Origin of the sequence: Geobacillus sp. Y412MC52 (assembly GCF_000174795.2) — a bacterium.
Classification (GTDB): domain Bacteria; phylum Bacillota; class Bacilli; order Bacillales; family Anoxybacillaceae; genus Geobacillus; species Geobacillus thermoleovorans.
Genome location: NC_014915.1, coordinates 2,985,757 through 3,007,613 on the forward strand (window position 1 = coordinate 2,985,757; position 21,857 = coordinate 3,007,613).

34 protein-coding genes and 1 pseudogene are annotated in these 21,857 nt (G+C 46.6%); 5 read left to right on the forward strand and 30 right to left on the reverse strand.

Going from position 1 to position 21,857, the window contains the following annotated elements:
* Positions 1-2: 2 nt before the first annotated feature.
* The 27 genes from GYMC52_RS14655 to GYMC52_RS14785 all read right to left on the reverse strand — a co-directional run bounded on the left by GYMC52_RS14655 (position 3) and on the right by GYMC52_RS14785 (position 15,713).
* Positions 3-737: a head maturation protease, ClpP-related gene (locus GYMC52_RS14655; protein ID WP_013524420.1), complete on the reverse strand. Its 735-nt coding sequence runs from the start codon at positions 735-737 to the stop codon at positions 3-5.
* Positions 737-1,978, reverse strand: coding sequence for a phage portal protein (locus GYMC52_RS14660; protein ID WP_013524421.1), 1,242 nt, complete (start codon positions 1,976-1,978; stop codon positions 737-739). The genes GYMC52_RS14655 and GYMC52_RS14660 overlap by 1 nt, the downstream gene beginning before the upstream one ends.
* 33 nt (positions 1,979-2,011) lie before the next feature.
* Positions 2,012-2,206, reverse strand: a complete 195-nt coding sequence (locus GYMC52_RS14665) for a hypothetical protein (RefSeq protein WP_013524422.1) — start codon at positions 2,204-2,206, stop codon at positions 2,012-2,014.
* A 4-nt stretch (positions 2,207-2,210) separates the two neighbouring features.
* Positions 2,211-3,911: a terminase large subunit gene (locus GYMC52_RS14670; protein ID WP_013524423.1), complete on the reverse strand. Its 1,701-nt coding sequence runs from the start codon at positions 3,909-3,911 to the stop codon at positions 2,211-2,213.
* A complete protein-coding gene (locus GYMC52_RS14675) occupies positions 3,911-4,408 on the reverse strand; it encodes a phage terminase small subunit P27 family (RefSeq protein WP_013524424.1) in 498 nt (165 codons plus the stop codon). The genes GYMC52_RS14670 and GYMC52_RS14675 overlap by 1 nt, the downstream gene beginning before the upstream one ends.
* 89 nt (positions 4,409-4,497) lie before the next feature.
* Entirely contained in the window at positions 4,498-4,905 is a 408-nt protein-coding gene (locus GYMC52_RS14680) for an HNH endonuclease (protein WP_013524425.1), read from the reverse strand.
* A gap of 47 nt (positions 4,906-4,952) precedes the next feature.
* Complete coding sequence (locus GYMC52_RS14685; RefSeq protein WP_013524426.1) at positions 4,953-5,171, reverse strand: hypothetical protein; 219 nt, start codon at positions 5,169-5,171, stop codon at positions 4,953-4,955.
* A 510-nt stretch (positions 5,172-5,681) separates the two neighbouring features.
* On the reverse strand, positions 5,682-5,900 hold the full coding sequence (locus GYMC52_RS14690; RefSeq protein WP_013524428.1) for a hypothetical protein: 219 nt from the start codon (positions 5,898-5,900) through the stop codon (positions 5,682-5,684).
* A 15-nt stretch (positions 5,901-5,915) separates the two neighbouring features.
* Positions 5,916-6,362, reverse strand: coding sequence for an ArpU family phage packaging/lysis transcriptional regulator (locus GYMC52_RS14695; RefSeq protein ID WP_013524429.1), 447 nt, complete (start codon positions 6,360-6,362; stop codon positions 5,916-5,918).
* Positions 6,363-6,461: 99 nt separating this feature from the next.
* On the reverse strand, positions 6,462-6,722 hold the full coding sequence (locus GYMC52_RS14700) for a hypothetical protein (RefSeq protein ID WP_230982709.1): 261 nt from the start codon (positions 6,720-6,722) through the stop codon (positions 6,462-6,464).
* Positions 6,704-6,841, reverse strand: a complete 138-nt coding sequence (locus GYMC52_RS19820) for a hypothetical protein (protein WP_013524431.1) — start codon at positions 6,839-6,841, stop codon at positions 6,704-6,706. Before GYMC52_RS19820 ends, GYMC52_RS14700 begins: the two co-directional genes overlap by 19 nt.
* A gap of 15 nt (positions 6,842-6,856) precedes the next feature.
* The gene (locus GYMC52_RS14705) at positions 6,857-7,285 is read right to left on the reverse strand and encodes a hypothetical protein (protein WP_230982710.1); all 429 of its coding nucleotides are present in this window, start codon (positions 7,283-7,285) and stop codon (positions 6,857-6,859) included.
* A 158-nt stretch (positions 7,286-7,443) separates the two neighbouring features.
* On the reverse strand, positions 7,444-7,764 hold the full coding sequence (locus GYMC52_RS14710) for a hypothetical protein (protein WP_013524433.1): 321 nt from the start codon (positions 7,762-7,764) through the stop codon (positions 7,444-7,446).
* Positions 7,761-8,063: a hypothetical protein gene (locus GYMC52_RS14715; RefSeq protein WP_015731618.1), complete on the reverse strand. Its 303-nt coding sequence runs from the start codon at positions 8,061-8,063 to the stop codon at positions 7,761-7,763. The genes GYMC52_RS14710 and GYMC52_RS14715 overlap by 4 nt, the downstream gene beginning before the upstream one ends.
* A gap of 13 nt (positions 8,064-8,076) precedes the next feature.
* On the reverse strand, positions 8,077-8,631 hold the full coding sequence (locus GYMC52_RS14720; RefSeq protein WP_013524435.1) for a dUTP diphosphatase: 555 nt from the start codon (positions 8,629-8,631) through the stop codon (positions 8,077-8,079).
* Between the two features lie 657 nt (positions 8,632-9,288).
* Complete coding sequence (locus GYMC52_RS14730) at positions 9,289-10,116, reverse strand: ATP-binding protein (protein ID WP_013524439.1); 828 nt, start codon at positions 10,114-10,116, stop codon at positions 9,289-9,291.
* Positions 10,058-10,831 (reverse strand): HTH domain-containing protein, encoded by a 774-nt coding sequence (locus tag GYMC52_RS14735; protein WP_230982771.1) that lies wholly within the window; start codon positions 10,829-10,831, stop codon positions 10,058-10,060. The genes GYMC52_RS14730 and GYMC52_RS14735 overlap by 59 nt, the downstream gene beginning before the upstream one ends.
* Positions 10,832-11,153: 322 nt before the next feature.
* A complete protein-coding gene (gene recT, locus GYMC52_RS14740) occupies positions 11,154-11,999 on the reverse strand; it encodes a recombination protein RecT (RefSeq protein WP_013524442.1) in 846 nt (281 codons plus the stop codon).
* A gap of 15 nt (positions 12,000-12,014) precedes the next feature.
* Positions 12,015-12,191 (reverse strand): hypothetical protein, encoded by a 177-nt coding sequence (locus tag GYMC52_RS19825; RefSeq protein ID WP_013524443.1) that lies wholly within the window; start codon positions 12,189-12,191, stop codon positions 12,015-12,017.
* 9 nt (positions 12,192-12,200) lie between these two features.
* Entirely contained in the window at positions 12,201-13,136 is a 936-nt protein-coding gene (locus GYMC52_RS14745) for a YqaJ viral recombinase family protein (RefSeq protein WP_013524444.1), read from the reverse strand.
* Positions 13,137-13,245: 109 nt separating this feature from the next.
* Positions 13,246-13,446 (reverse strand): hypothetical protein, encoded by a 201-nt coding sequence (locus GYMC52_RS14750; protein ID WP_013524445.1) that lies wholly within the window; start codon positions 13,444-13,446, stop codon positions 13,246-13,248.
* A gap of 56 nt (positions 13,447-13,502) precedes the next feature.
* A complete protein-coding gene (locus tag GYMC52_RS14755; RefSeq protein WP_013524446.1) occupies positions 13,503-13,718 on the reverse strand; it encodes a hypothetical protein in 216 nt (71 codons plus the stop codon).
* Complete coding sequence (locus GYMC52_RS14760) at positions 13,718-13,981, reverse strand: hypothetical protein (RefSeq protein WP_013524447.1); 264 nt, start codon at positions 13,979-13,981, stop codon at positions 13,718-13,720. Before GYMC52_RS14760 ends, GYMC52_RS14755 begins: the two co-directional genes overlap by 1 nt.
* A gap of 20 nt (positions 13,982-14,001) precedes the next feature.
* Positions 14,002-14,250 carry an AbrB/MazE/SpoVT family DNA-binding domain-containing protein gene (locus GYMC52_RS14765; protein WP_013524448.1) on the reverse strand — a complete coding sequence of 83 codons (249 nt, stop codon included), beginning with the start codon at positions 14,248-14,250 and terminating at the stop codon, positions 14,002-14,004.
* Complete coding sequence (locus GYMC52_RS14770) at positions 14,247-15,026, reverse strand: Rha family transcriptional regulator (protein WP_013524449.1); 780 nt, start codon at positions 15,024-15,026, stop codon at positions 14,247-14,249. Before GYMC52_RS14770 ends, GYMC52_RS14765 begins: the two co-directional genes overlap by 4 nt.
* 50 nt (positions 15,027-15,076) lie before the next feature.
* A complete protein-coding gene (locus GYMC52_RS14775) occupies positions 15,077-15,256 on the reverse strand; it encodes a hypothetical protein (RefSeq protein ID WP_013524450.1) in 180 nt (59 codons plus the stop codon).
* Between the two features lie 238 nt (positions 15,257-15,494).
* Positions 15,495-15,713, reverse strand: a complete 219-nt coding sequence (locus GYMC52_RS14785) for an XRE family transcriptional regulator (protein ID WP_013524452.1) — start codon at positions 15,711-15,713, stop codon at positions 15,495-15,497.
* 202 nt (positions 15,714-15,915) lie between these two features.
* On the opposite strand from GYMC52_RS14785, the gene GYMC52_RS14790 reads away from it, so the two are divergent.
* The 5 genes and pseudogenes from GYMC52_RS14790 to GYMC52_RS14810 all read left to right on the forward strand — a co-directional run bounded on the left by GYMC52_RS14790 (position 15,916) and on the right by GYMC52_RS14810 (position 20,358).
* Complete coding sequence (locus GYMC52_RS14790) at positions 15,916-16,593, forward strand: LexA family protein (RefSeq protein ID WP_013524453.1); 678 nt, start codon at positions 15,916-15,918, stop codon at positions 16,591-16,593.
* 69 nt (positions 16,594-16,662) lie between these two features.
* A complete protein-coding gene (locus tag GYMC52_RS14795; RefSeq protein ID WP_013524454.1) occupies positions 16,663-18,051 on the forward strand; it encodes a recombinase family protein in 1,389 nt (462 codons plus the stop codon).
* A 17-nt stretch (positions 18,052-18,068) separates the two neighbouring features.
* Positions 18,069-18,755, forward strand: a pseudogene (locus GYMC52_RS14800) (ABC transporter substrate-binding protein); the annotation flags it as partial.
* A gap of 18 nt (positions 18,756-18,773) precedes the next feature.
* On the forward strand, positions 18,774-19,565 hold the full coding sequence (locus GYMC52_RS14805; RefSeq protein WP_013524455.1) for an ABC transporter ATP-binding protein: 792 nt from the start codon (positions 18,774-18,776) through the stop codon (positions 19,563-19,565).
* Complete coding sequence (locus GYMC52_RS14810) at positions 19,549-20,358, forward strand: ABC transporter permease (protein ID WP_013524456.1); 810 nt, start codon at positions 19,549-19,551, stop codon at positions 20,356-20,358. Before GYMC52_RS14805 ends, GYMC52_RS14810 begins: the two co-directional genes overlap by 17 nt.
* A 118-nt stretch (positions 20,359-20,476) precedes the next feature.
* On the opposite strand, the gene ytkD is transcribed toward GYMC52_RS14810, so the two are convergent.
* The 3 genes from ytkD to GYMC52_RS14825 all read right to left on the reverse strand — a co-directional run bounded on the left by ytkD (position 20,477) and on the right by GYMC52_RS14825 (position 21,792).
* Positions 20,477-20,944, reverse strand: coding sequence for an RNA deprotection pyrophosphohydrolase (gene ytkD / locus GYMC52_RS14815; protein WP_013524457.1), 468 nt, complete (start codon positions 20,942-20,944; stop codon positions 20,477-20,479).
* Positions 20,945-21,002: 58 nt separating this feature from the next.
* Complete coding sequence (locus GYMC52_RS14820; protein ID WP_013524458.1) at positions 21,003-21,335, reverse strand: hypothetical protein; 333 nt, start codon at positions 21,333-21,335, stop codon at positions 21,003-21,005.
* A gap of 61 nt (positions 21,336-21,396) precedes the next feature.
* Positions 21,397-21,792: a phage holin family protein gene (locus GYMC52_RS14825; protein WP_013524459.1), complete on the reverse strand. Its 396-nt coding sequence runs from the start codon at positions 21,790-21,792 to the stop codon at positions 21,397-21,399.
* Positions 21,793-21,857 lie beyond the last annotated feature (65 nt).

The following is a 21,857-nucleotide window of genomic DNA, read 5'->3' on the forward strand; positions in this document are numbered from 1 at the left end:
AACTAGATAAGGTCTAGTTCCAATAACAGCCTTTCTTTTTCGTCTTGCTCCCTTTGCTTGTTAAGCAATTCTACCGCGTGGCGAATGGATTGATTCGCGCTATTCACGACAGCTAGGCGATTGAAAGCGAATTGGCTCATATTCGCCACGTCTAACGGTTGATCTTGATACAAGATGCCATCTGCAAAACCCTCTTTGACCGCTACATTAGCCGACATCCATGTTTCATCGTCCATCATTTGCGAGATTTTGCTGCGCGATCTGCCAGTTTTTAAGGCATATGCATTCACGATGGATTCTTTAATAGTGTCTAGGATGTCAGCGACTTTTCGCAAATCATGCATATTGCCATAGGCCGCTGTTAACGGATTATGAATCATCATTACGGCCATTGGTGACATTAGCACCTCGTCACCCGCCATTGCGATAACAGACGCCGCGCTCATCGCCTTGCTGTCGATCTTGACGGTGACTTTCCCGTCATGTTCTTTTAGCGCATTATAAATGCCTGCCGCCGCGAATACACTGCCGCCGTAGCTGTCAATCCATACGGTGATATCGCGGCCTTTGAATTGGCTTAACTCCTCTTTAAATGCGTTTGGTGATGTTGACGGCATACCAAACCATTCGTATAGCCACGCTTCGTCATCGTCTACAATGTCACCTTCGATGCGAAGCTCTACGCTCTCCGGTTCTGTTTCAGTCGCTTGGTTGACAATGAACTTCCAAAACGGCATCAACCTTCACCTCCTTTCACTCCATAATTCGCGCCAAGCATACTCAACGGAATGTAGTTTCCATTGGCCATTAACACATCGCCGTAATCATCAGCAGGCATGTCAATATAATCACGCGCCTCATTCGGTTTCAAAATCGCATTTTGAACCGCTGTTGCTAAACTTTCAATCTGCGTCTTAATATCCGCTCGTAGAATGACGTTGACATTGAACTTAAAAAAGTACCCTTGATTAATCATCTGGGTACTCAAAATCTTGTATGTGATTTCTTCCTCGTATTGCTTGAGGATATAGAGCAGCGTGTCCACATAAAAAGCCAAGTTCTGCGCTTCTGCTGACGCATAACTTGACTTCTCATAATCGTTGATTTGATTTGGTTTGATTCCAAACGCCGCCGCGATTTGCAGGGCGGTGTATTTCTTTAACTCAAAAAACTGGCTATCGGTCAGCTTAATGTCTAACGGCACCAACTTCATCCCCAACGGCACCGGGATGATCTTTCCGGCGTTTTTCGAGCCGTTTGCGAACTGCTCGAACCCTTTTACAAGGCGATCGCGTGCAGAGGGGTCTAAATCACCTGTATATTCGAGCACCGCTTTACCTGTCAATCCTGTTTTGTAAAGGTTGTTCATGAATTTTTGGCTTTCCAGCGCGCCGTCCACCGTGTTTTTCAAGATGTCCCGAACTGACATGCCGGTGATGCCGTCAAACGTCGCCGACGTCTTAAAATGTAACACCTCATCGTTGCCAAAGACATATAGCTTGCCGTCATACGGGTCGTTGTATCGATACCATATTGCGTTCTTTTTCCCTAAAATCCCTTGATCGTCCACAACGATGACGACGTGCTTGCTTGGCATTATCCACATATCTTGCAGTACCGGTCCGTCGTACCGGCACCATACATACGCGTTGCCGTAGTGGTTCCGGTTCATTTCCACCGTTGACCAAAAGACGCTGCTTGTCATGTACGGGTTCGGCCGGAGTTTTAAGATGTAGTAGACATCCTCTTTATCGCTTTTCACGATGCCGCGATCGGTGCGTTGATACATCTTTAGAGGTAATTTTCCCAAGCTCTCGGACAGGATTTTTAAACAAGCGAAATATGTTGCCTCAGCCAATTGATCTTTTGGTGTATCCGGATCAATGCCGAGCCATTGCAATAAAAGAGGATTGTTTAAATCTACCGTCTGGCTCTCGTTTTTTACCCTTCTTTTTAACGCGCTTCTAACAAACCCCACATTCTCACCTCCTTTACAAAGAAGTTGCTGCTATCACCGTTTCGCAAACGCAAAGCCAAAAAGCAAAAATATCGCTCCAAGTAAATAATTCCCGGCTGTTTCTCCAAAGTGATGATAAGTGTTGTATAGGATAATCACAACGCCGATCAAAATTAAAAAGTCCTCTAACCATTCGGTTAAAAGACTTTTAAGCATCTTCGTAACAAAACTTTTAAGCGCCTTGGCCATTCGCTCACCATCCCATCATGTTCAAGTATTCTTCCGTAATTTTGTTAATGTCTATGGTTTCAGTTTTCAACATCGCCCTCACATGTGCGTTAATAACCGCTGCAATCGGGTCAATGCGTTCAGTTGACCTACTTTTATCTAACATGATGTTTTCATTGGCATCCTGCTTTGTAACTGCGTTAGAGATTGCCCATGTCAATACAGGATTGTTGTTGTGAATAACATTTCCTTGATATACTTGCTCACGAAAATCTTTTGTTGCGCCGCCTAATGTTTGGAAACCTTGTCGAATCTCGACCACCGTGTACCCTTCCGCTTCCATGTCTTGCATGAATTGCGTCGCGTTCCACGGGTCGGCGCAGATTTCTCGCACTTTCACGTTGTATTGTTGTTCAAAGTTCTTGATATACGACTTAATAAAGTTGTAATCCACTACCGCTCCCGGTGTGGTTGTAATCCATCCTTGTTTCACCCATAAGTCATATGGTACTTTATCCGTTTTTCTTTTCCGTTCCAGTGTATCTTCCGGCATAAAACTATGGCTTAATACGATGTATTTGCCATCCTTTTTGAAGATAAAACCAACGCTCGTTAAGTCGATTTTTGCGGATAGGTCCACGCCAACGGTACATTCTAATCCTTCGATAATGGATAAATCAAAATCTTGGCCACATTCCGCCCATTTAGACATATCCATATAGCCATTGTCTTTCATATCTACCCATCTATTCATGTTTTTCGTGAGGAAGTTTCTCATCTTTTCGGGAACGTCTAAAGCTGTTTTTAATTCTCCACGCAAAAAATTAACCCCTTCCTCGTATGAACAAAGGATAGGGTTTGCTTTTTCCCAGTTTCGTTCATCTTTTATATCATCGTCTTTGTCCAATTCGTTTATCATCACAAAGTATTCATCGTTTTCAATCGGATTGTTTGGATCCAGTATTTTCGAAACGTATTGATACTCAACGGAATAACAAGGATGTTTTAATTCGAACCCTGCCGTTGTAATAATCATCATCAACGGTTGCGGTCTTGCACCCATACCGGACACAAGAACGTCGTAAATTTCACTAGTCGAATGCGCGTGGTATTCGTCAATAATCCCGCATTGTACGTTCAACCCATCTCCTGTTTTCCCAGCATCTTTGGAAAGTGCGGCAATAAAAGAACCGCTTTTTAGGTGTTCGATTTTGCCGTAAGCAATTTTGTACTTACCTCTCAGAAAGTCACATCCTTGTATTTGTGCCTTGATCTCATTCCAAACGATCTTACTTTGCTCCGTTTTGGTCGCTCCAATATACACTTCCGCCATGCTTTCTCCAAATGCGAATGCTTCATATGAACCAACACACGCAAGGGATTGCGATTTAGCATTTTTGCGTGCTACTTGCCAATATGCTTTTTTGAATCGACGCAGTCCTGTTTCCTTATGCACCCATCCGTAAATATTACTGAAAACAAATATTTGAATGGGAGCTGGCTCAATTCGTTGACCCGCTAACTTCCCTTTTGTGTGTTTAAAAAGCGTCATCCAATTGAGAAAGCGAAGCGCCTTTTCTTCATCGAATACATACGGGAATTCGTCCGTGCCCTCTCGCTCAACATCACGCAAAAATCGCCGACACGCCCATTTGTGTTTTTGACAAGCAATGATGTCACCATTTAAAACGTCGTGACAATAATCAATCATCCATTGTTTCAACATCAAATATCACCAAATAACTTTTCTTCCGGTGTCGGCTCTCTTTCTTCTTTCTTCGGCATCGCAAGTTTTGCCCTAGACGCTGGTGTCAATCCAAATTCAGCTGCCAAGCTTTTCATTTGTTCATGCAACTGCTTTTTCTTGGTGAGAAGAGGATGAGGAACTTTATTTGTTTCGGCCGCTTTGTTGGTGTATTCGACCATAAGCCCCTCTTCAGCGATGATCCGGGTGCACTCGATATAGTTGACATAGGCATCGCAGTACAGCGCCAACGCGTCCACGTCGATATTGGTCAACAGATCGAGATCCTGCATCTCTTTGACGATCCGCTTAAACTCTTTCTTGGCCTCATCGCTAAGCCATGCAGGCGGCTTCACTTTGTTTGCTTTTGGTTTCAACCGCTTTTCGGCTTCTACCCGCTGTTCGATTTCTTTTTTCGTCAATCGGTTTTTATTCCCTTGCAACAAATGCAGCTGAATCGGCATCGCTTTTCGTCCCATCACGTTCTCACCTCCTGCTTACCCCCCTTTTACGAGAAAAAACGAATTTTGTGCGCGCTGAGGGGCCCGCGCGGTCCCGGGCGAGCCGTCTAAAACTTTTTGACCCGCCCCTCCCCGTATTTTTTCTTGTCTTCGGCAGTTTTCTTGTTGTGACAGGCATTGCATAACGACTGCAGATTGCCCAACGATAGGCGTAACGACCAATCAACCCTAACAGGAACGATATGGTCCACAACATCTGCTGGCGTGATTCGCTTTTCCTTCAGACAGCTCTGGCACAAATAGTTATCACGCATTAACGCTGCTTGCCTTACCCTTTGCCATTCCCTGCTGTGATAAAACTCACGCGCTTTCTGATCGCGGATATGTTCATCATAATACCGATGTCGTTCTGCTTTATATTGTTGTTCTTTATGCTTATGCTGCTCGCAATATCTATCCCTTGTTAAGTTAGTGCAACCGATCTTATTGCATGGTTTTAGTGGTCTACTCGGCATAAAATCACTCCAAATAAAAAAGCACCCGATTGAATCGGATGCTTTAATTAATATATGCTCTTAACTGCTTTAACTTTTGCAAATTCACTAACAGTGATCATTTTAACATCCTCTATGTTAAACTCGTAAAGAACTCCTCTTTCCTCAAACCTTACAACTTTTTCAGCTTTCGCAGCTATCATTGCATCTTCTTTAGATTCTGCCTCAATAATCCGAGTTGCGGTCAAATCTTTATTAAAATGGTATGTCACTTTATATTTCACCATTCATATTCCTCCTTTCGCCCTACTCAATACGACAAAAGGAGGAATTTTCCTACATCAATTTTTCGTCAAGTTTTGACATCGTCTCCTCTAAATTAGGTAATGATATTATTTAGAACGTGCTTAGGGAGGAATAAATGATGCAAGATGAAATCATCTGGATTTTGACAGTAATAAATTTGTGTTTAAACATTTTGAATAACTTAATTTTGTTGCTTAAAAAAGAAAAAATTATAAGCGAATTATAATAATACAAACATCATTTACTTCCTCCTAATCGCCCCACGCACTCGCTTGTACGTATCTCTGTGAACGCCCATCAAGTCGAGGAGTTCCCGTCGACTCAATTTCTCTTTTCGTTTTTTCTTTCGTTTTTTCATGTTCATCACTCCAAAATAAAAACGCCACCCCGATCGGAGTGACGCCCTGCTTCATCATTTCCACGCTACCATCATAACACGTCTAAACAGAAATATTCTGTCATCTTTCTATCATTTTTCCTTCACTTTTCCGTCAGTTTTCTGTCATCCATCCGCGCTCGGCCGCCACCTTTTTAGCTTCCTCGATTGTGTCGCAGGTAGCGACCACGCGCCAATATGGCCCGTCGATTCCGGCTCGATCCCACGGCGGACAAGTCGCCACTCCTTCATATCGAACGACATACTTTCCGTTCCGGCACAATACGATTTGACCGGTCCACATTTCATTTGATTTGCTCCATACGACTTTCATCTCGCCCATCCTTTCTTAATAGTCCTTGTATACTTCAATCCGCAACGCAAAAGCGAGCTTGTAGAATGCTCTCTCACGCTCACGATAGTATTTTGACTCACTGATGCACATTTCGTTGTACACATCGTAGTCACGCGGTTCCTCTATACTCATATATCGTCTCACGATCAATTCTCGCTGTAGTTTTGTTAGGCGATTCACTGCACGCACAATTCGGTTCATGTATTCGTCACGCTCACGCTCAAAATCAACTTTTCTGATCACTGCACTCTCGGTCGACGAATGAAACGCATTTGTCTGCGACGGCGGCACAAGTGAATATGTCTGTGTTACGCGCGGGAGATACTCGTCTGGCACGGTCAACATGTATATCCGGTATTTTTCAAGCGCTGCCTCGACTGCTTCTTTTGTTTTCTCGCCGTCAACATCGCGAAGGAATGACATCTGTTTATACTTTACCAACCGGACCACTCCCGTTATAATATTGTCAAGGATTCCTATTGTATTCACCGTCATTGACCGGGAGAAGTCCGGTCTTTTTTAGGTCCGGACCTTATTTTGTTATGTCCGGACTTTCCTCATAAACTCCAGCCAATGCATCCGGATCCTCGCTGCTGTTTTAGGTCCGATCCCCGGGATTTCCTCAATCCGCCCAAGCCATTCCAGCATGAGTTTTGTGTCCAACTCATTTTGCTGTTTGGCTCCTGCTTCAAATCCGCGATTCCATGCTGTCATTACATCCGGATAAAAGGGAGAAGAAAATTTCTCCCTCTCGCGTTTGATTTTGCGTAGTGATTTGCCCATCACATCACCAGCTTCCAACCATTTTTCAACCGTGCGTCTAGCTCATATTTCCGCAATTCCTCATACAGCCAAACTTTCTGTCCATCCTCCACCCGAAACAGCAGATATCCTTTCCGTTTCCTTTTCTGCTTCTTCATGGACAGCCCCCATTTTTAAGCCCCGTAAACGTCCTTCTGCAATTTCTCCAGCGCATACAAACGTAACGCTCTCAATTCCTTGTGCAAGCCGATCCACTCGTCCGAATAGCGATCATTGCGTTCGGTCAGTTCTGATACAAGTTCTTTCAGTCTCTGAATCTCGTTTTCGAGAATGAGATTTTCTTTGTGCAACTGCTCTTTGTCCGCCATCGTCGTTTCAAACAACTCTTTCCAATGCCCGACTTCCTTTTCCATATTCGCTTTCAATTCCTCCAGCTGCTTCTTCAGCTCATCACGCTCGGCCACAACTTCCTCATATTTCGCGTATGCGATCACTTTCGGCTTTTGTTGTTCCACTTCTTTCGCCTCCTTCAAGATATCATCAAGATTTTCACCGGCACGTAATCGTTCTAACTGCTCCGGCGTCAGCTGATACGTCCGCACCGTTGTATCTATCCCGTGTGGCCGATTCCGAAACGAGGCGCCCCCGAACGATAAGACGACACACTCGTAAAACGGCTCGTCATATCTATCCTCTCCTACCAACCTTTATTCCGCCTCGCAATCTCAAAAAGTCAACCTTGTAGTTATCGTCCGTGAAATCAAATATCGTGAGCTGGTTCATCCTCTCCCACTCCCATCAACTCCAATAGCTTATCCATGGTCATCAACACAATCCACGGCTTTCGATCGGCTCGATACAGCACCACATCAGGATTGGACTGCTCCAGCCAATCATACGCCTGTTTCATCCCGCTTTTCCGCCGTTTCACCTCCGCACGCCAGCCGTTTGGCAGGATGACGTCATTTCCGTATTCCCCGCCCATGCTCCCCGACAACGGCACACGTTTGGCGCCGGGGATGAGGGAGACAATCTCCCGTTCCCCGACATAGCCTTTTCGTTTCGATTTCCGTCCGCTCATTCTTCCACTTCCTTGTACAAACCACTTAATTCTGCTTGCATACACTTCAAATGTCTTATATGTTTATTGCGCTTCTTGCTGTGCCTCGTGTACTCGATAAGTTTTTCCATCTTTTGTATTTCACGCTCATATTCCCTGATTAAAATTACCGGTCTCATAACCTCATACATTTTTGAAATGATCGGTTCAACTCCCCCGATGATCTTGTTTACAACTTCTGAAAAATCATGTCCGTTCGTTGAAAAACGCTCGATGATTTCGTTTGCAATTTCCGAAAAATTCTTTTGTTCTGTCATCATATATTCATCCCCTTCAATATCCCCTTTCTTGCCGGGCGATGTTTTCTTCGTGTTTCTGCATGTATGCTTCTTCGATTTGTTCCCATGTGAAGCCGAGCATTTCGCCAAGTCCGATGAAATAATCCCAAATGACGACGTATTCTGTGATGTCAGTCTGCAAGCGTACTGTACAATCGAATAAGTCTATAAACTGATCTATAATTGACTCTCTTTTCCATGGTTCGATTTGTTCCCATTCCAACGTTCCAATGTTTTCATCAAGCCCAATGCTCAAAAGGAAATGCAAGCAGTCTACGTATTCTTCAAGAAGTGGATTCTTATACTCCACAATAGGCTCTATTACACCATCAACCATTTTCTGACTCGTTACAACTTCGATACGAGTTCTCGGCTTTTGGTCATTGCTCCAATATTTGAAGAATCTTGCCTCATTCGCCAACTCCCCAAGCTCCACCATCAACGCAAGGATTTTCTTCGCAAGCCGATCTTCACCCGGTTTCCGCGGATGCTCTTTTTCGATGTGTTCGTCAAGTTTGCGTTGTAGTTCAAACAGTTTAGCTAAATTCAACGCTTTTCACCTCGTTAGTTTTAATCTCGTTACGCGAAAACCAAATACGCCAAAACTATAAGGAGAACTACTATGCCTAGGACACATACAATTGCTGTAGCCGTCAAAAAGACGTCCCACATATATCGGTTCATCTCATTCCCTCCAGCTAGGCTTATAGTTATTCACACTTGCAGACGCCTGTTTTTTCCTTGTAAGGCGTTTTTCTCGCTTTCAAATACTTTCTATTTCCCTCGCAAGAAAAACGCCATACGGGCTAAAATTTGAAGAATTCGAGCATGTTAGTTTTTTAGTTTTTGCATCGCAAGCACATGGCGCAACGTGTAGTAGTCCAAATCGTAAACGGATTGCCCGTCGTATTCACGGATTCCACGATCAAGTAGCTGCCGAATCATCATTTGGCGTTTAAGCTCTTTCGTGAGTTGAACCTTTTCATAGAGGATGCCCAACGTGATCACCTGCCTCCCAAACAATATCCTGTGTGATCCCCAATCGCTCACAGGCCTCCGCCAGACGTTTGCGCCACTCTCGCATCTTTATCTCCTCTTCCTGCCGCACCTTCTCCGCATCCTCGCAGTTGCATGAGGTCACCAGCCACGCTCCGCTCATCACCCTTGTGTATAGCCGTCCCGTTCCATCGCACTTCACGCACATGGTTTATGCCCCCTTTAGCCTGAAATCATCACCCTCGACTTCGAGGAGGTATGGACCGCACTGCCCGAGCAGCCGGCTGGCGGACGCATAGCCGATTTTTTCGCTCAATGTTCCACGATCTTCGTTAGAATTGAACACGATTGGCTTTTGTTTACGATAACGTTCGTTGATGATTTGGTAGTACAGCGATTCTTTAGTTTCAGACCATTTCGCTTTGCCGATGTCATCCCAAACTAAAACATCTGCATCAATGGCACTTTGCAGGAGTCGATTGAGCGTTTCTCCCTCGTCGTTCATCCTTTTGGCTTGGCTAAGCTCGTCCATGAATGTGACATCTGAAACCACCAACACATTGAATCCGTCCTTAATGAGCCGCTTGGCCAGCGCGATCTGCAAATGGGTTTTGCCGACGCCGAAGTTGTTATGCTGTTGCTTCATCTCTGCTCGTTGGCCGGCCGGCAGTTCTCGAAGGCGTTGTTCCCCTAGTACTGCGATGAACCCTAAATTTTTGTCAGACAACTTTTTCGTCCCGTTCTCCGTACCAAATTCTTGCAGATAATTGAGTGACATGTCATACATATCCTGTTGATATGGTGCTGATCGTCTGAAGTTTTCGAAATTCGCGTGCACGAATTCGTCCGGAATGAGCGCTTGCTTGAATCGGCGTCTCCAAGCTTTTCGTTCTCTGCATTCACAAGGCCGGGCGAATTCATAGCCGCGCTCATCCCGATAGAAGATGAACTCCGCATCTTTACACTTGTGACACTCGTAGTCACCCCTTCCATCCCCAAGCTCGTCGGGCTGCTTCGGCTTCTCGGAGGATTTGCTCATATGTCTTTCCGCCTTCTGCTGAAGGTCGGCTAACACCTCGGCGATGCTTGTGAATCGTTCCGCCATCCGTGCTCTCTCCTTTTTGCTCGTGATATTTGCTAAGGACCACTTTACGCACGTACTCAAAAGAATTGATCCCGTCGCCGTTGAATTTCGGTTGGTACTCGTCAAACACTTCGTCGATCAGCGAAAGAATGTCATCCAATGGGATTGGCTCTCGCAGAAGCCCTTCTATTGCTTCCTCATCTTTAGGGGAAAGCGATAGTCCTTTTCCCCTACGCTGAATATATTTGTTAGCAATTGCTCTTTTTGATCGGTCTGCCATATGGGCTTCTCTTATATCATCATCTATTTTTCTATCAGTTATATTTTTTATATCTTTTATATCTTTATTAGATGTGCCGGATGTGGCACTTCTCTCGGACAAATATGGCACTTCTCTATGTTCAGATGTGCCATTTTTGGCACTTCTCTCGTCGTGAGATAGGCCATTTTTGTCCTCTCTCTCGTCAAAAGATGTGCCGTTTTTGTCACTTCTGCTTTTATGGGTGAACTTCTTCGATTTTCTAACTTTATAAATTTCACCATAAGGAGCACGGACCGTTTCGATGTAACCTTCATCTTTTAGTCGAGCAATATTTCTTTTTACGGTCCGTTCGCTTCCGCCAAGTTCGGCAGCGATTTCTGCGAGTTTCACTGGCCTTCCGCCGAGCACGATGCCCAACGTTTCACCTTCTTCCTGCACTTCTTTGGTTACTTTGGAGACAAGCCATAAAAACTCCCAAATGGCCGGTCCGATCCGTTCTCGATGTTCCGGGGTAAGAAGTCCTGTGTAGACAGGGAAGTAAAAACTGTCGGGCATCGTATCACCTCGGCTTTCCTATTTCCTCACACAAATCGCAAACCCGTCTTTCACGCTTTTTACGGTATATTCCGGATACCGACGCATATACTCTAGTACCAACCGTTTGAAATGCTCTTTGTTTTGAGCCTCCTCCCAAATCCATCTTGGGAGGAGGATTTTGTATTGTGGCTGCTCATTCAGCATCGAAGACGATCTCCTCTTGCCGTGGTTCCTCGGACTGCGGCTGCGGATCGATCACCTCGTATGCCTCGGCTTCGATGTAGTCAACCGGTTCCGGATCAGCTGTGATGTCCTTCTTCACCGTCTCGTCTTGCACAACAGCTTGCTGAATTTCAATCGATATCGGCAAGTATTTCCACATATGACGGATGACAGTTTTCTTGGCCATTTCCTCATAGTCCGTTACCCACGGACCGTTATTGGCTGCTTTTGAACGCTTGCGGCGTTTTTCAATCTCTTCTTTAGGCATGAATTCGAATTGATAGCCGCCGTCTTTGAAATGAGCAACTGCATATGCACCAATGAACTCACCACGGTTTGTCATTGCCGGCTTATGAACGAGCTTCGGATGTAAGCCGTATTCATATTCGAATGTGTCGTTCGAGTAAACAGCATGAGCATAAATGCTTTCGATGTTTCCACTGCGCCTTGCCAGGTCGATCATACCTTTATAGCCGATGATGAATTGCACATCAGATTGACCCGTTTTTCCGTTCTTGAATGGTACCAGGTAGCAATGCCCGATGAGTCCCGGCTCCAACCCAAGCTGTGCTGCTTGCATCACCGCGCCGAGAAGAGAAGGAACCGAGCATTCCAACAGTTTCGGATTGGTCCGGATCGTTGTCAGCGCGATGCGCGCCATCCGATCAGCATCCATGTGCTTTGGTAGAGCCTTTTCAATCTCCGGACCCATCTTTTTCAGATATGCCGCAATCGTTTGGGCTGGAGAAGGAGGCGCCGCCTCCGTATTCTTCGCTTTGTTTGCGAGTTGAGTTTTTAGCGTTTGATTTGTTGCCATACTCTTATGACCTCCCTATTTCTTTTTGAATTGTTGCGCCGCAGGGCAAGTTGCCCAGTGAGGGATATGTCCTTTGACAACTTCGCCCTTCGCAGTCACTACAGTTATGATTTCAATATCCACCGGCATGGCTTTGCCGGCAGGCGTTTTAATCCACTCGATTTCCTTGCCACAACCTTTGCATTTGGCCATATCATTCACCTACTTGATGGAGAATCGCCGTGATACCGTTTCTTTGACGACCTCTTGGTATATTTCCGGATACTTCGCTTTGAGCAACTTTGTATCAACACGGCTGCTACGAACGTTTTTCCATGTTATGATTCGCTCGCCGGCAAAAGCTTTTTCATATTCGCCAAGCATTGCTTTCAGTTGATTTTCTGCCTCTTTTCTGCGTGTGGCAGCTTCCTCTTCCTCTTGCTTGGCCTGCTCATACTTAGCAATCAGTTCTGACGCGCCAGGGGGAAGTTCGATTTCCTCCTCAAACTTCGCTGTCGGATAAAGAACTTTCAACAAATCACTCGAAGCATCCGAACCGTCAAACATCGGTGGATTTTTCTTGAGAACGTGATTGTTCCAAAAGTTCAATTCAATCTCGATGAGATATTGGATAATCTCCTCATCACGCTCAATTTTCTTGTAGATGAACTTGTTGCCGCCGATCAGAACCGCAATCCACCATGAATCGAAGCCCGTGATAGCCATATAATGCTGGCATTGAATGAGATATTGCGCCGGAACCTCGTCATTTTTCCATTCGTCTTTGAGATGTTCACTAGCTGTTTTGCACTCAAGCCCCTCTTTCCGGCCGACAATGAGGCGATCGACGTTCGCGATCATGAATGGATGCTCCGGATGTTGCAGGATCGCGTTCTTTCGTCGTACTTTCAATCCAGTCCGCTTGCTGAACTCTTGAGCCACGACATCCTCTAGCATCGTACCCCAGTAGGCCGCTTCGCTGTTCACGTTCTCCCCTGGGGCCTGTCCGATTTTTTCGAGATACACAGCCACAGGAGATTTCCATTTGTTCAATCCTGCAATTGCCGAAGCGTCACTCCCGCCGATCCCCTTCCGGCGAGCCTGCAGCCACTCCTCGTGGCTCATTTCGTTCGTGTTGGCTAAGATGACAGCTTCCAAGTTTCACACCTCCATTTGATTTTTTCGAGGCGATCCTGTACTATGTAAGTAACAGTTCATAGGGGAATCACCTCTTCGAAGCGCCTCGCTCTCTCCAGCGGGGCGTTTTTCATGCCTGCTTCGCTTGGCCGAACTTGCCACAATAGTCATAGGCGCACCATGCGTCTTGGTGGATCATCAAGCCATCTACAAACTCAATGACGTCATCTACCTCGACGATCTCACCGCCGCACCCCTCGCAATATCCTACGACGCGTGGTTCTTCCTGTCGGATCGGGTGCCGATCGGAAATGATTGGATTCTCGATCATGCCGGTTCACCTCCTTTCAGTGTTTGCCTGTCCTTGTGTAGGTAGATGGAAATGTGTTATATTGTGATTGGGCTGGTTTTTCTGTGTTGCAACGCCGCTTTGAGGCATTTGCGGCGGATTGCAACTTTTTGTTTTTCCCGTTTCAGCACGGCCACTTCATTCCAATTCCGGCGTTGGCTATGAAGCTCGATTTCTTGCGCCAAACGGGCTTCCCAGCGCAAAAGATTCATATATTCATCCCAAGATGGATTGAAATAGTTAGGTGTATACATCACTCATTCCCCTTTCCGATAATGATTGCAATATCAACACCGCGTTCTTTCATCGTTTCGACAAGTTGCACTAATTGGTCATGCTCCTTTTTCCGCTTGATAAGCTCGTCCAAGTCACGTTTGCAACGTTCAAATTCCTTCACCCAGCGCTCGGCTTCGTCGATTCTATCCATCATTGCTGCGGATAAAGCGCGATGTAAGCTGAGTTGACAACAGTTTTTCAGTTTAAGAGCCAGATCCTCGTCTTTTGGGAGGACGTTCATGATTTCGTCTCTCCTTTCACTTATTCCATGATGTCCCCGATGATCGCTAAAGCTGTGTCGTCATCGACCATATCAGCTAGGGATTTCAATCCTTCGATCACGGCGAGCTTTTTCTGCTCTGCACCGTATTCCCGGAGTAGCAATCCTTTATCGGTTGCAAACATTTCGATCGGTGTCCCGGTGTTCCAGCCGTGTACGCGGCGGATTTCCATTGGAATGGTGATGCGTCCTAAATGGTCGATTCTGCGGACGATTCCCAGTGGTTTCATTTCACGGTCACCTCCATTTCAGCTTGGATAATATCTTTAACTCTACGCTGCCATTTCAGCTGATACACCATTTTCCCACTTTCCAACTGAATCGGCTCGGAACTGCTGTATTTCTTCCCTTCCACCGTCGCTACCCATTCGCCGCCGACGCGCCATTGCAATCCGGCTTTTTGGAGAAGTTTATTGACTTCTTTTCCGGAAAGCGCCGGTTCAAACATCTTGCCGATCTGCGTTGGTGTGACCAGCTGCATTTCGAATTCTTCCGTCATCCGTTTTTCAATTTTGTTTTCAAGTTGTTCAATCCGGCTATTTTGGCGAGCGTTATCTTCTTCAAGAGCTTTGATTTTTCGTTCCTGCTCAACCATTTGCTGCGCGTATAGGAGCAACATTTCCGCCTGGGTTTTTGGTTGTAACACCTGCTGTTGTTTTTGCAATGCCTCTTTCATGCGATTGAATTCGTTGATATATCGAACCTTCACCAACATAGCCCGTTGCGTTGTATAGCCCATGGTCACAAGCATGAAAGCATCGAAGTTTAGAAGAAACTTCGTATAAATCTGACCGTTTGCCGCCTTGTATTCGCATCGCTCAAATTTGAGCGATGAAAAATCAATCCCTAATTCACGAGCTTCTTCTGATGTTTTTAAGACATCGATGTTGTTAATTGTATTTTCGATGTCACGTTTAACATTTTTATGTTCTTTTCCGAACATTTCCGCGACTGTAAGACTATCAGTCAAAACCTCATCATTTTGAATGAAAACTAAATCGCTCATTTTCTCGTTCCTCCCCTACTTGTCCATTTTCTTCCGAAAAGGAACGCCCCTCACAGGGCAGCCGGATCATATTCCCGGTCAATCCGCTCGTGCAATTCGCGTTTGAACCGCATGAGTTCGTCGTGCAGGCTGTAGTCGCGGGATTTTGCCACTTCGGCAACAGTTCTCGTATAGAAAGCGATCGCTTCTTCAAGTTTGGCGAAGTCATACGCGCTGGGTAGTTTTGGCATTTGTGTTCACCTCCTTTTGTTTACTTTCGTTTTCCTTGACCATCCTTACATAAATTTCAATGAAGCGATCTAACGCTTCTTTAGATGGTTCCTTCCGGCCCACGCACCGCACTACTACTTCCTGCGGTCTTCTTGTTCTTTTTTGCTTTCTCATGCTGACCATCTCCTTTGTAGGAGATGTATGCAAAGAAACGATGTGTACAGCCTTGCGAGTCACCGACAAATTATACACACCACCTTATGCGGTTTTTCCTTTAGACCCGTCCGACGCAAACAGATACTCTAAATCAAGGTCTGGAAAGAATTCCTTCTTGATCTTCAGCGCCTCGTCGTAATAAAACCGGAACTTCCCGTTTATCTTGTCGCTTGCTGTTGAGCGCCGGACATTCAACAACTCGGCAATATCCTTCACCATTACTCCCCTCCGGGCCATTTCTGCCTTAAGGTTTTTATACAATGTTTTTCCACCTCCTGTTTATCGATTGAACGCAATTTCGTTCGATCTAACTTTAATATAAACGCATTTTCGTTCAAAGTCAATAGATTTTTCATAAAAAATGAACAAAATTTCGTTACATCCACTTCACATGAACGAAATTTAGTGCTAGATTATAAATGTACGCTTTTTCGTACATACTTAATTAAAGGAGGTGATAGAAGTGACAAAAGAAGAGATTGTTGAACATCTAATGAAGAAAGCTGGATACAGCAGCCGGAGACAATTTGCAGAAGCCATCGGCATTCCACCTACCACTCTCAATTCCATGCTGACAAGAGGATTGGGGAAAGCCTCAATTGATAATGTCCTAAAAGTGTGCAAGGGGCTGGGTATTACGGTGGAAGAGCTTGAGATGATGGAGGCAAACGGATGGTCAGAGCCAAGACGCGATCAAAACAAACCACATTCTATTAAACTAGAACTTCCTTTATACGGAAGTATCGCGGCTGGCGCGCTTTCGACTGTTGATCCAGTCACTAAAGACAATGTGGAGTATATAGCTTTGCCGAAGCACATGTTAGGGAAATATTCGGACAGCAAAGATTTGTTCGCCTTAAAGGTGAACGGCGAAAGCATGAACAAAATAATCCCTAACGGATCGTATGTTGTTTGCAAGCCCATCGAGATAGGGGAACTGAAAGAAGACGACATCGTCATTTTTAGCCACGATAATGAATACTCGATGAAACGATTCAGGAAAGATGAAGATAATCGATTGTTGATCTTTAGTCCTGAATCAACCTTCAAAAAGTATCATGATATTGTCGTTCCATATGACACAGTTAATGATCTTAAAATCTATGCTAAAGTCATATGGTATGCCGTATTATTAGATTGAGTCTTTAGCGCTAAAGATTTAATCAGGGCGGGCGACGGCTCGCCCGTTTTTGTTAAGGGGGATTATCCGATGAAAGTCGCCATTTATGTTCGGGTCAGTACAGACGAGCAAGCGAAAGAGGGGTTTTCGATCCCCGCACAACGCGAACGGCTTCGTGCGTTTTGTGCAAGCCAAGGTTGGGAGATTGTGCAGGAGTACATCGAAGAAGGTTGGTCTGCAAAGGATTTAGATCGCCCGCAAATGCAACGGTTACTTAAAGACATAAAGAAAGGAAATATCGATATTGTACTAGTTTACCGGTTAGACCGATTAACAAGATCTGTATTGGACTTGTATTTGTTGCTTCAGACGTTTGAAAAGTACAATGTAGCGTTTCGTTCAGCGACCGAGGTATATGACACTTCCACAGCGATGGGGAGGCTATTCATCACGCTTGTCGCCGCGCTGGCGCAATGGGAGCGTGAAAACCTTGCTGAGCGCGTAAAGTTCGGCATCGAGCAAATGATTGATGAGGGAAAAAAACCTGGAGGGCACTCTCCGTATGGATATAAATTCGATAAAGATTTTAATTGTACGATTATCGAAGAAGAAGCGGACGTTGTTCGGATGATTTACCGCATGTATTGCGACGGATACGGCTACCGAAGCATCGCGGATCGGCTGAATGAACTAATGGTTAAGCCGCGAATCGCAAAAGAGTGGAACCACAATTCTGTACGCGACATTTTGACGAATGACATTTACATCGGTACGTATCGATGGGGAGATAAGGTTGTCCCTAACAATCACCCGCCAATTATTAGCGAAACGCTATTTAAAAAAGCACAGAAGGAAAAAGAAAAAAGAGGAGTGGATCGGAAAAGAGTGGGGAAGTTCCTTTTTACCGGTCTTTTACAATGCGGGAATTGTGGTGGACATAAAATGCAGGGGCATTTCGATAAACGTGAACAGAAAACATACTACCGCTGTACAAAATGCCATCGAATTACGAACGAAAAAAACATTTTAGAGCCCTTGCTCGATGAAATTCAGCTGCTTATCACCTCGAAAGAGTATTTTATGTCCAAGTTTTCTGACCGATACGACCAGCAGGAAGTGGTCGACGTCTCCGCTCTAACAAAGGAGCTGGAGAAAATAAAAAGGCAGAAAGAAAAATGGTACGATTTGTATATGGACGATCGCAATCCGATCCCAAAAGAGGAACTGTTTGCAAAAATCAATGAATTAAACAAGAAAGAAGAAGAAATTTATAGCAAGTTGAGCGAGGTTGAGGAGGATAAAGAGCCCGTTGAGGAGAAATATAATCGATTAAGCAAGATGATCGATTTTAAACAGCAATTTGAACAAGCGAACGATTTCACTAAAAAAGAACTGCTATTTAGCATTTTCGAAAAGATCGTGATATACAGGGAAAAAGGGAAACTCAAGAAGATTACTCTTGATTACACCCTAAAATAAGCTGAACCTGCGTAAAAGTTAAGGTTAGGCAACTGACCCAGACGGACGGAACGTTTCTCGTCTCGCGCAAAAAAATCGGCCACTTTACATGGGAGATGTTGAAAGGAAGCACGTTCCTCGGTCAACGGAAAGGCGGCATGCCGCAAATGGTCGGCGAGTTTGTGCTGAAAAAACACGGCATTGACCCGCATCAAGATTTGAAGCTGATCCAAAACGTTGATTTCGCCAACATCGCCAACGCCTTTGCGAGCGGGACGGGCGATTTCGTCCAGCTGTTTGAGCCGACGGCAAGCCTTTTCGAACAAGAAGGGAAAGGCTATATCGTCGCTTCATTCGGCACGGAGTCCGGACGCGTTCCGTACACATCGTACATGGCGAAACGAAGCTACATGAACGAAAACAAAGACGTGATCGAAAAATTTACGCGCGCGATCTACAAAGCGCAGCAATGGGTCGAATCGCACAGCGCAGCTGAGGTGGCGAAAGCCATTCAGCCGTATTTCAAAGACACCGATTTGGCTTTGATCGAAAAAGTCGTCGACCGCTACAAAAGCCAAGGGACCTACGCGACCGATCCGATTTTGGATGAAGAAGAATGGAACAACTTGCAAACCATTATGGCCGAAGCCGGCGAGCTGCCGAAGCGCATCGACCTGAACACGCTTGTTGATTCGTCGTTTGCCAAAAACGCGATAAACAAGTGACGAAAGCGGGTGAACGAAATGTTTCTTGTCATCGACCGCCTTTCGCACACGTATTTGACAAAAACGACCGCTGTCACTGCGCTCGATGACGTGTCGCTGTCCGTCGAGAAAGGAGAATTTGTCTCCTTTCTCGGCCCAAGCGGCTGCGGCAAAACGACGCTTTTGTCCATCATCGCTGGGCTGATTGAACCGACGGAAGGAACGATCTTCATCGAAGGCAACCCGCTGCGGACGGCTGAAACAGATGTCCCGACGACACGCCGGGCGGTCGGCTACATGCTTCAGCAAGACTATTTGTTTCCGTGGAAAACGATCGAAGAAAACATCCTTCTCGGGTTGAAAATCACCGACACGCTGACCGCTGACACGAAAGAACGGGCGCTCGCTCTGCTGGCGGAGATCGGCCTAGCCGGCGTCGAGTCGTATTACCCGAGCCAGCTGTCCGGCGGCATGCGCCAGCGTGCGGCGCTCGTGCGCACGTTGGCGACCGACCCGAAGCTGCTTTTGCTTGATGAACCGTTTTCCGCCCTCGATCAACAAACAAAGCTGAAACTGGAAGAACTCGTTTGGAAGACGTTAAAACAATACGAAAAAACAGCGGTGCTCGTCACCCATGACATCGAAGAAGCCATCGCCATGAGCGACCGCATTTTCTTGTTTTCGCCGCGCCCCGGCCGCCTTGTGCGGACGTTTGTCATCCCGGATGAACTGCGCTGCCGCCCGCCGCTTGCCGCCCGCCAGCATCCATCGTTTCCAGCGCTCTTTCAATCCATTTGGAAGGAGATGGAGGCCCTTGAATCCGCCCAATAAACGCATTGAAGCGCTGCACACAGAATACCTCGCCGTCTTGCGCAAAGAACATCGGATCATCCGCCTTTGGCAGACGGTGCTGCTTGTCGCCTTTTTCGCCGTCTGGGAAGCGGCAAGCCGCTTCCATTGGGTCGATCCCCTTCTATTTAGTTCTCCATCCGCCATCGCCAAGCTGTTTGTCGAAAAAATGAGCGATCACTCTCTATTCGCCCATACATGGGCGACGCTGTTTGAGACCCTGCTCGGATTTTTCATCGGCACGGCCGGCGGGGCGCTGATTGGCGCGCTTCTTTGGTGGTTTCCGCGTCTGGCGAAGACGCTTGATCCATACTTAGTCGTCTTCAACGCCATGCCAAAAGTCGCCCTCGGGCCGATTTTGATCGTTGCGCTCGGGCCGGGCTTGACGTCGATTGTCGCCATGGGCGTCGTCATTTCCATCATTATCACGACGATCGTCGTCTATTCGGCGTTCCAAGAGGTCGATCCGAACTATTTGAAAGTATTGCGGACGTTCGGCGCCACCCGCTACCAGTGCTTTCAAGAGGCGGTGCTGCCGGCGTCGTTCCCGGCGATCATTTCGACGTTGAAAGTGAACGTCGGCCTCGCTTGGGTCGGCGTCATCACCGGCGAGTTTCTCGTCTCGAAACAAGGGCTCGGCTATTTAATCATTTACGGCTTCCAAGTGTTCAACTTCACGCTTGTATTGATGAGCCTGCTCATCGTCGCCTTGCTGTCGACCTTGATGTATCAGCTTGTCGCCTTGATCGAGAAAAAATGGGGAAACCGCCGCTAGCGGGACGCCCGCCGAATGTTGACGGGCGTCTCGTTTCATTCCTGTCGTCCCAATGAGCCGGCATCCGCCGCTTTTGGGAAGCCCATCTTTGGGAGCCGCCGCCGATCGGCGCCCCTTTTCAATCGATCAGCCCGCGCTGTTTCAACTCGGCAAGCGAAAGCGAAAGGACATCGTCTTTCATGATATAGCTGAACCGATCATCCGTGCGGATGTCATCCGGCAGCGCCTCAAGCAGCACCGGGCCGTTCGTTTCCAAATACGACCCCCGCTCGACGAGCGCAGCGATGTCGGCAAAATAAATGTTTTTCACGATATCCGGCTCCACTTTATATTGGCCGATGTATTCGAGCCGGCCGACGATTCCCCCCGTTTCTTCCATCACTTCGCGGGCCGCGGCTTCCGCCGCTGTTTCCCCTTCTTCCACCTTGCCGCCGGGAAACTCAAGGCCGCGGCGCGGATGATCCGTCAACAGCCATCGCCCGCCATAGCGGCAAATGACCCATACATGCCCGGGGGAGGGGGAAAACGGATGATCCGCAAAGGCCAGCCGAACGCGATGTCCGTAATAATCGCGAAATTCATGCATCGGACTCTCCCCTTTCCTCTCCCCATTATACAGAAAAACGCCGCTCGACTCGCGGCGTTTACTCTTCTTTTTCGTCCGGAAGGATGCCCATCGAGCGGATGTGCGCTTTCGCTTCGTCGTTGCCGAGCTCATAAATCATTTTGTAAATGTCGACAATCGTCCGGTCGTAAGCATCGTTTTCCCGATCATAATGGTATTGGATGTACGGCACATGGGTGCGCCAAAACGCCTGCCAGTCGGTCGAATAATTTTGATCAAAATATTCGCGCAGCTGGGTGATTTCCTCATCCGTTGCTTCAATTTGGAAGTCCCACGGCGAAGCGGTTTTCAACTGGGAAATTTCCCCGTGCGCCATTGAGACGTAATACGTCTTTTTTTGTTCATCTGCCACCTTCGTCCACTCCTTCTTTTGCTCTTTTTGCTTAGTGTGGGGCAATCGGGGAAAAATATGCTTATTTTATTTCATCTTTCAACAGCTCGATCGCCTTGCGCAGCACGGACGGGATCGGAACGCCCGCCCGGCCGGCGTTTTCCACAATCGAGATAAACTCATTGGCGATATAGAAAAAAATGATCGCATCGCGGATTACATGCATGTTCCATCCAATGGCCAAATCGACGAGATGCGATGCTGCCACCAGAACGAAAATCAACAGTTTGCGGATGATGCCGCGAAAGCCGACTTGACTTGACAGCTTGCCTTCGACCGCGCTGGCGGCAATGCCGGTAAGGTAGTCGACAATGACCAAAGCAAGCAAAATCACGACAAATGAGTCCACGCTGCCGACAAACAGCGACAGAAACGAACCGAACAGCGACACGGCAACCATCGGGATCGGCTTGTTCACGCTCCCCCCTCCTTGAACATAGGATACGCGTAACTATCGTATGCCCGGAGGGGAGAACGCGGCGC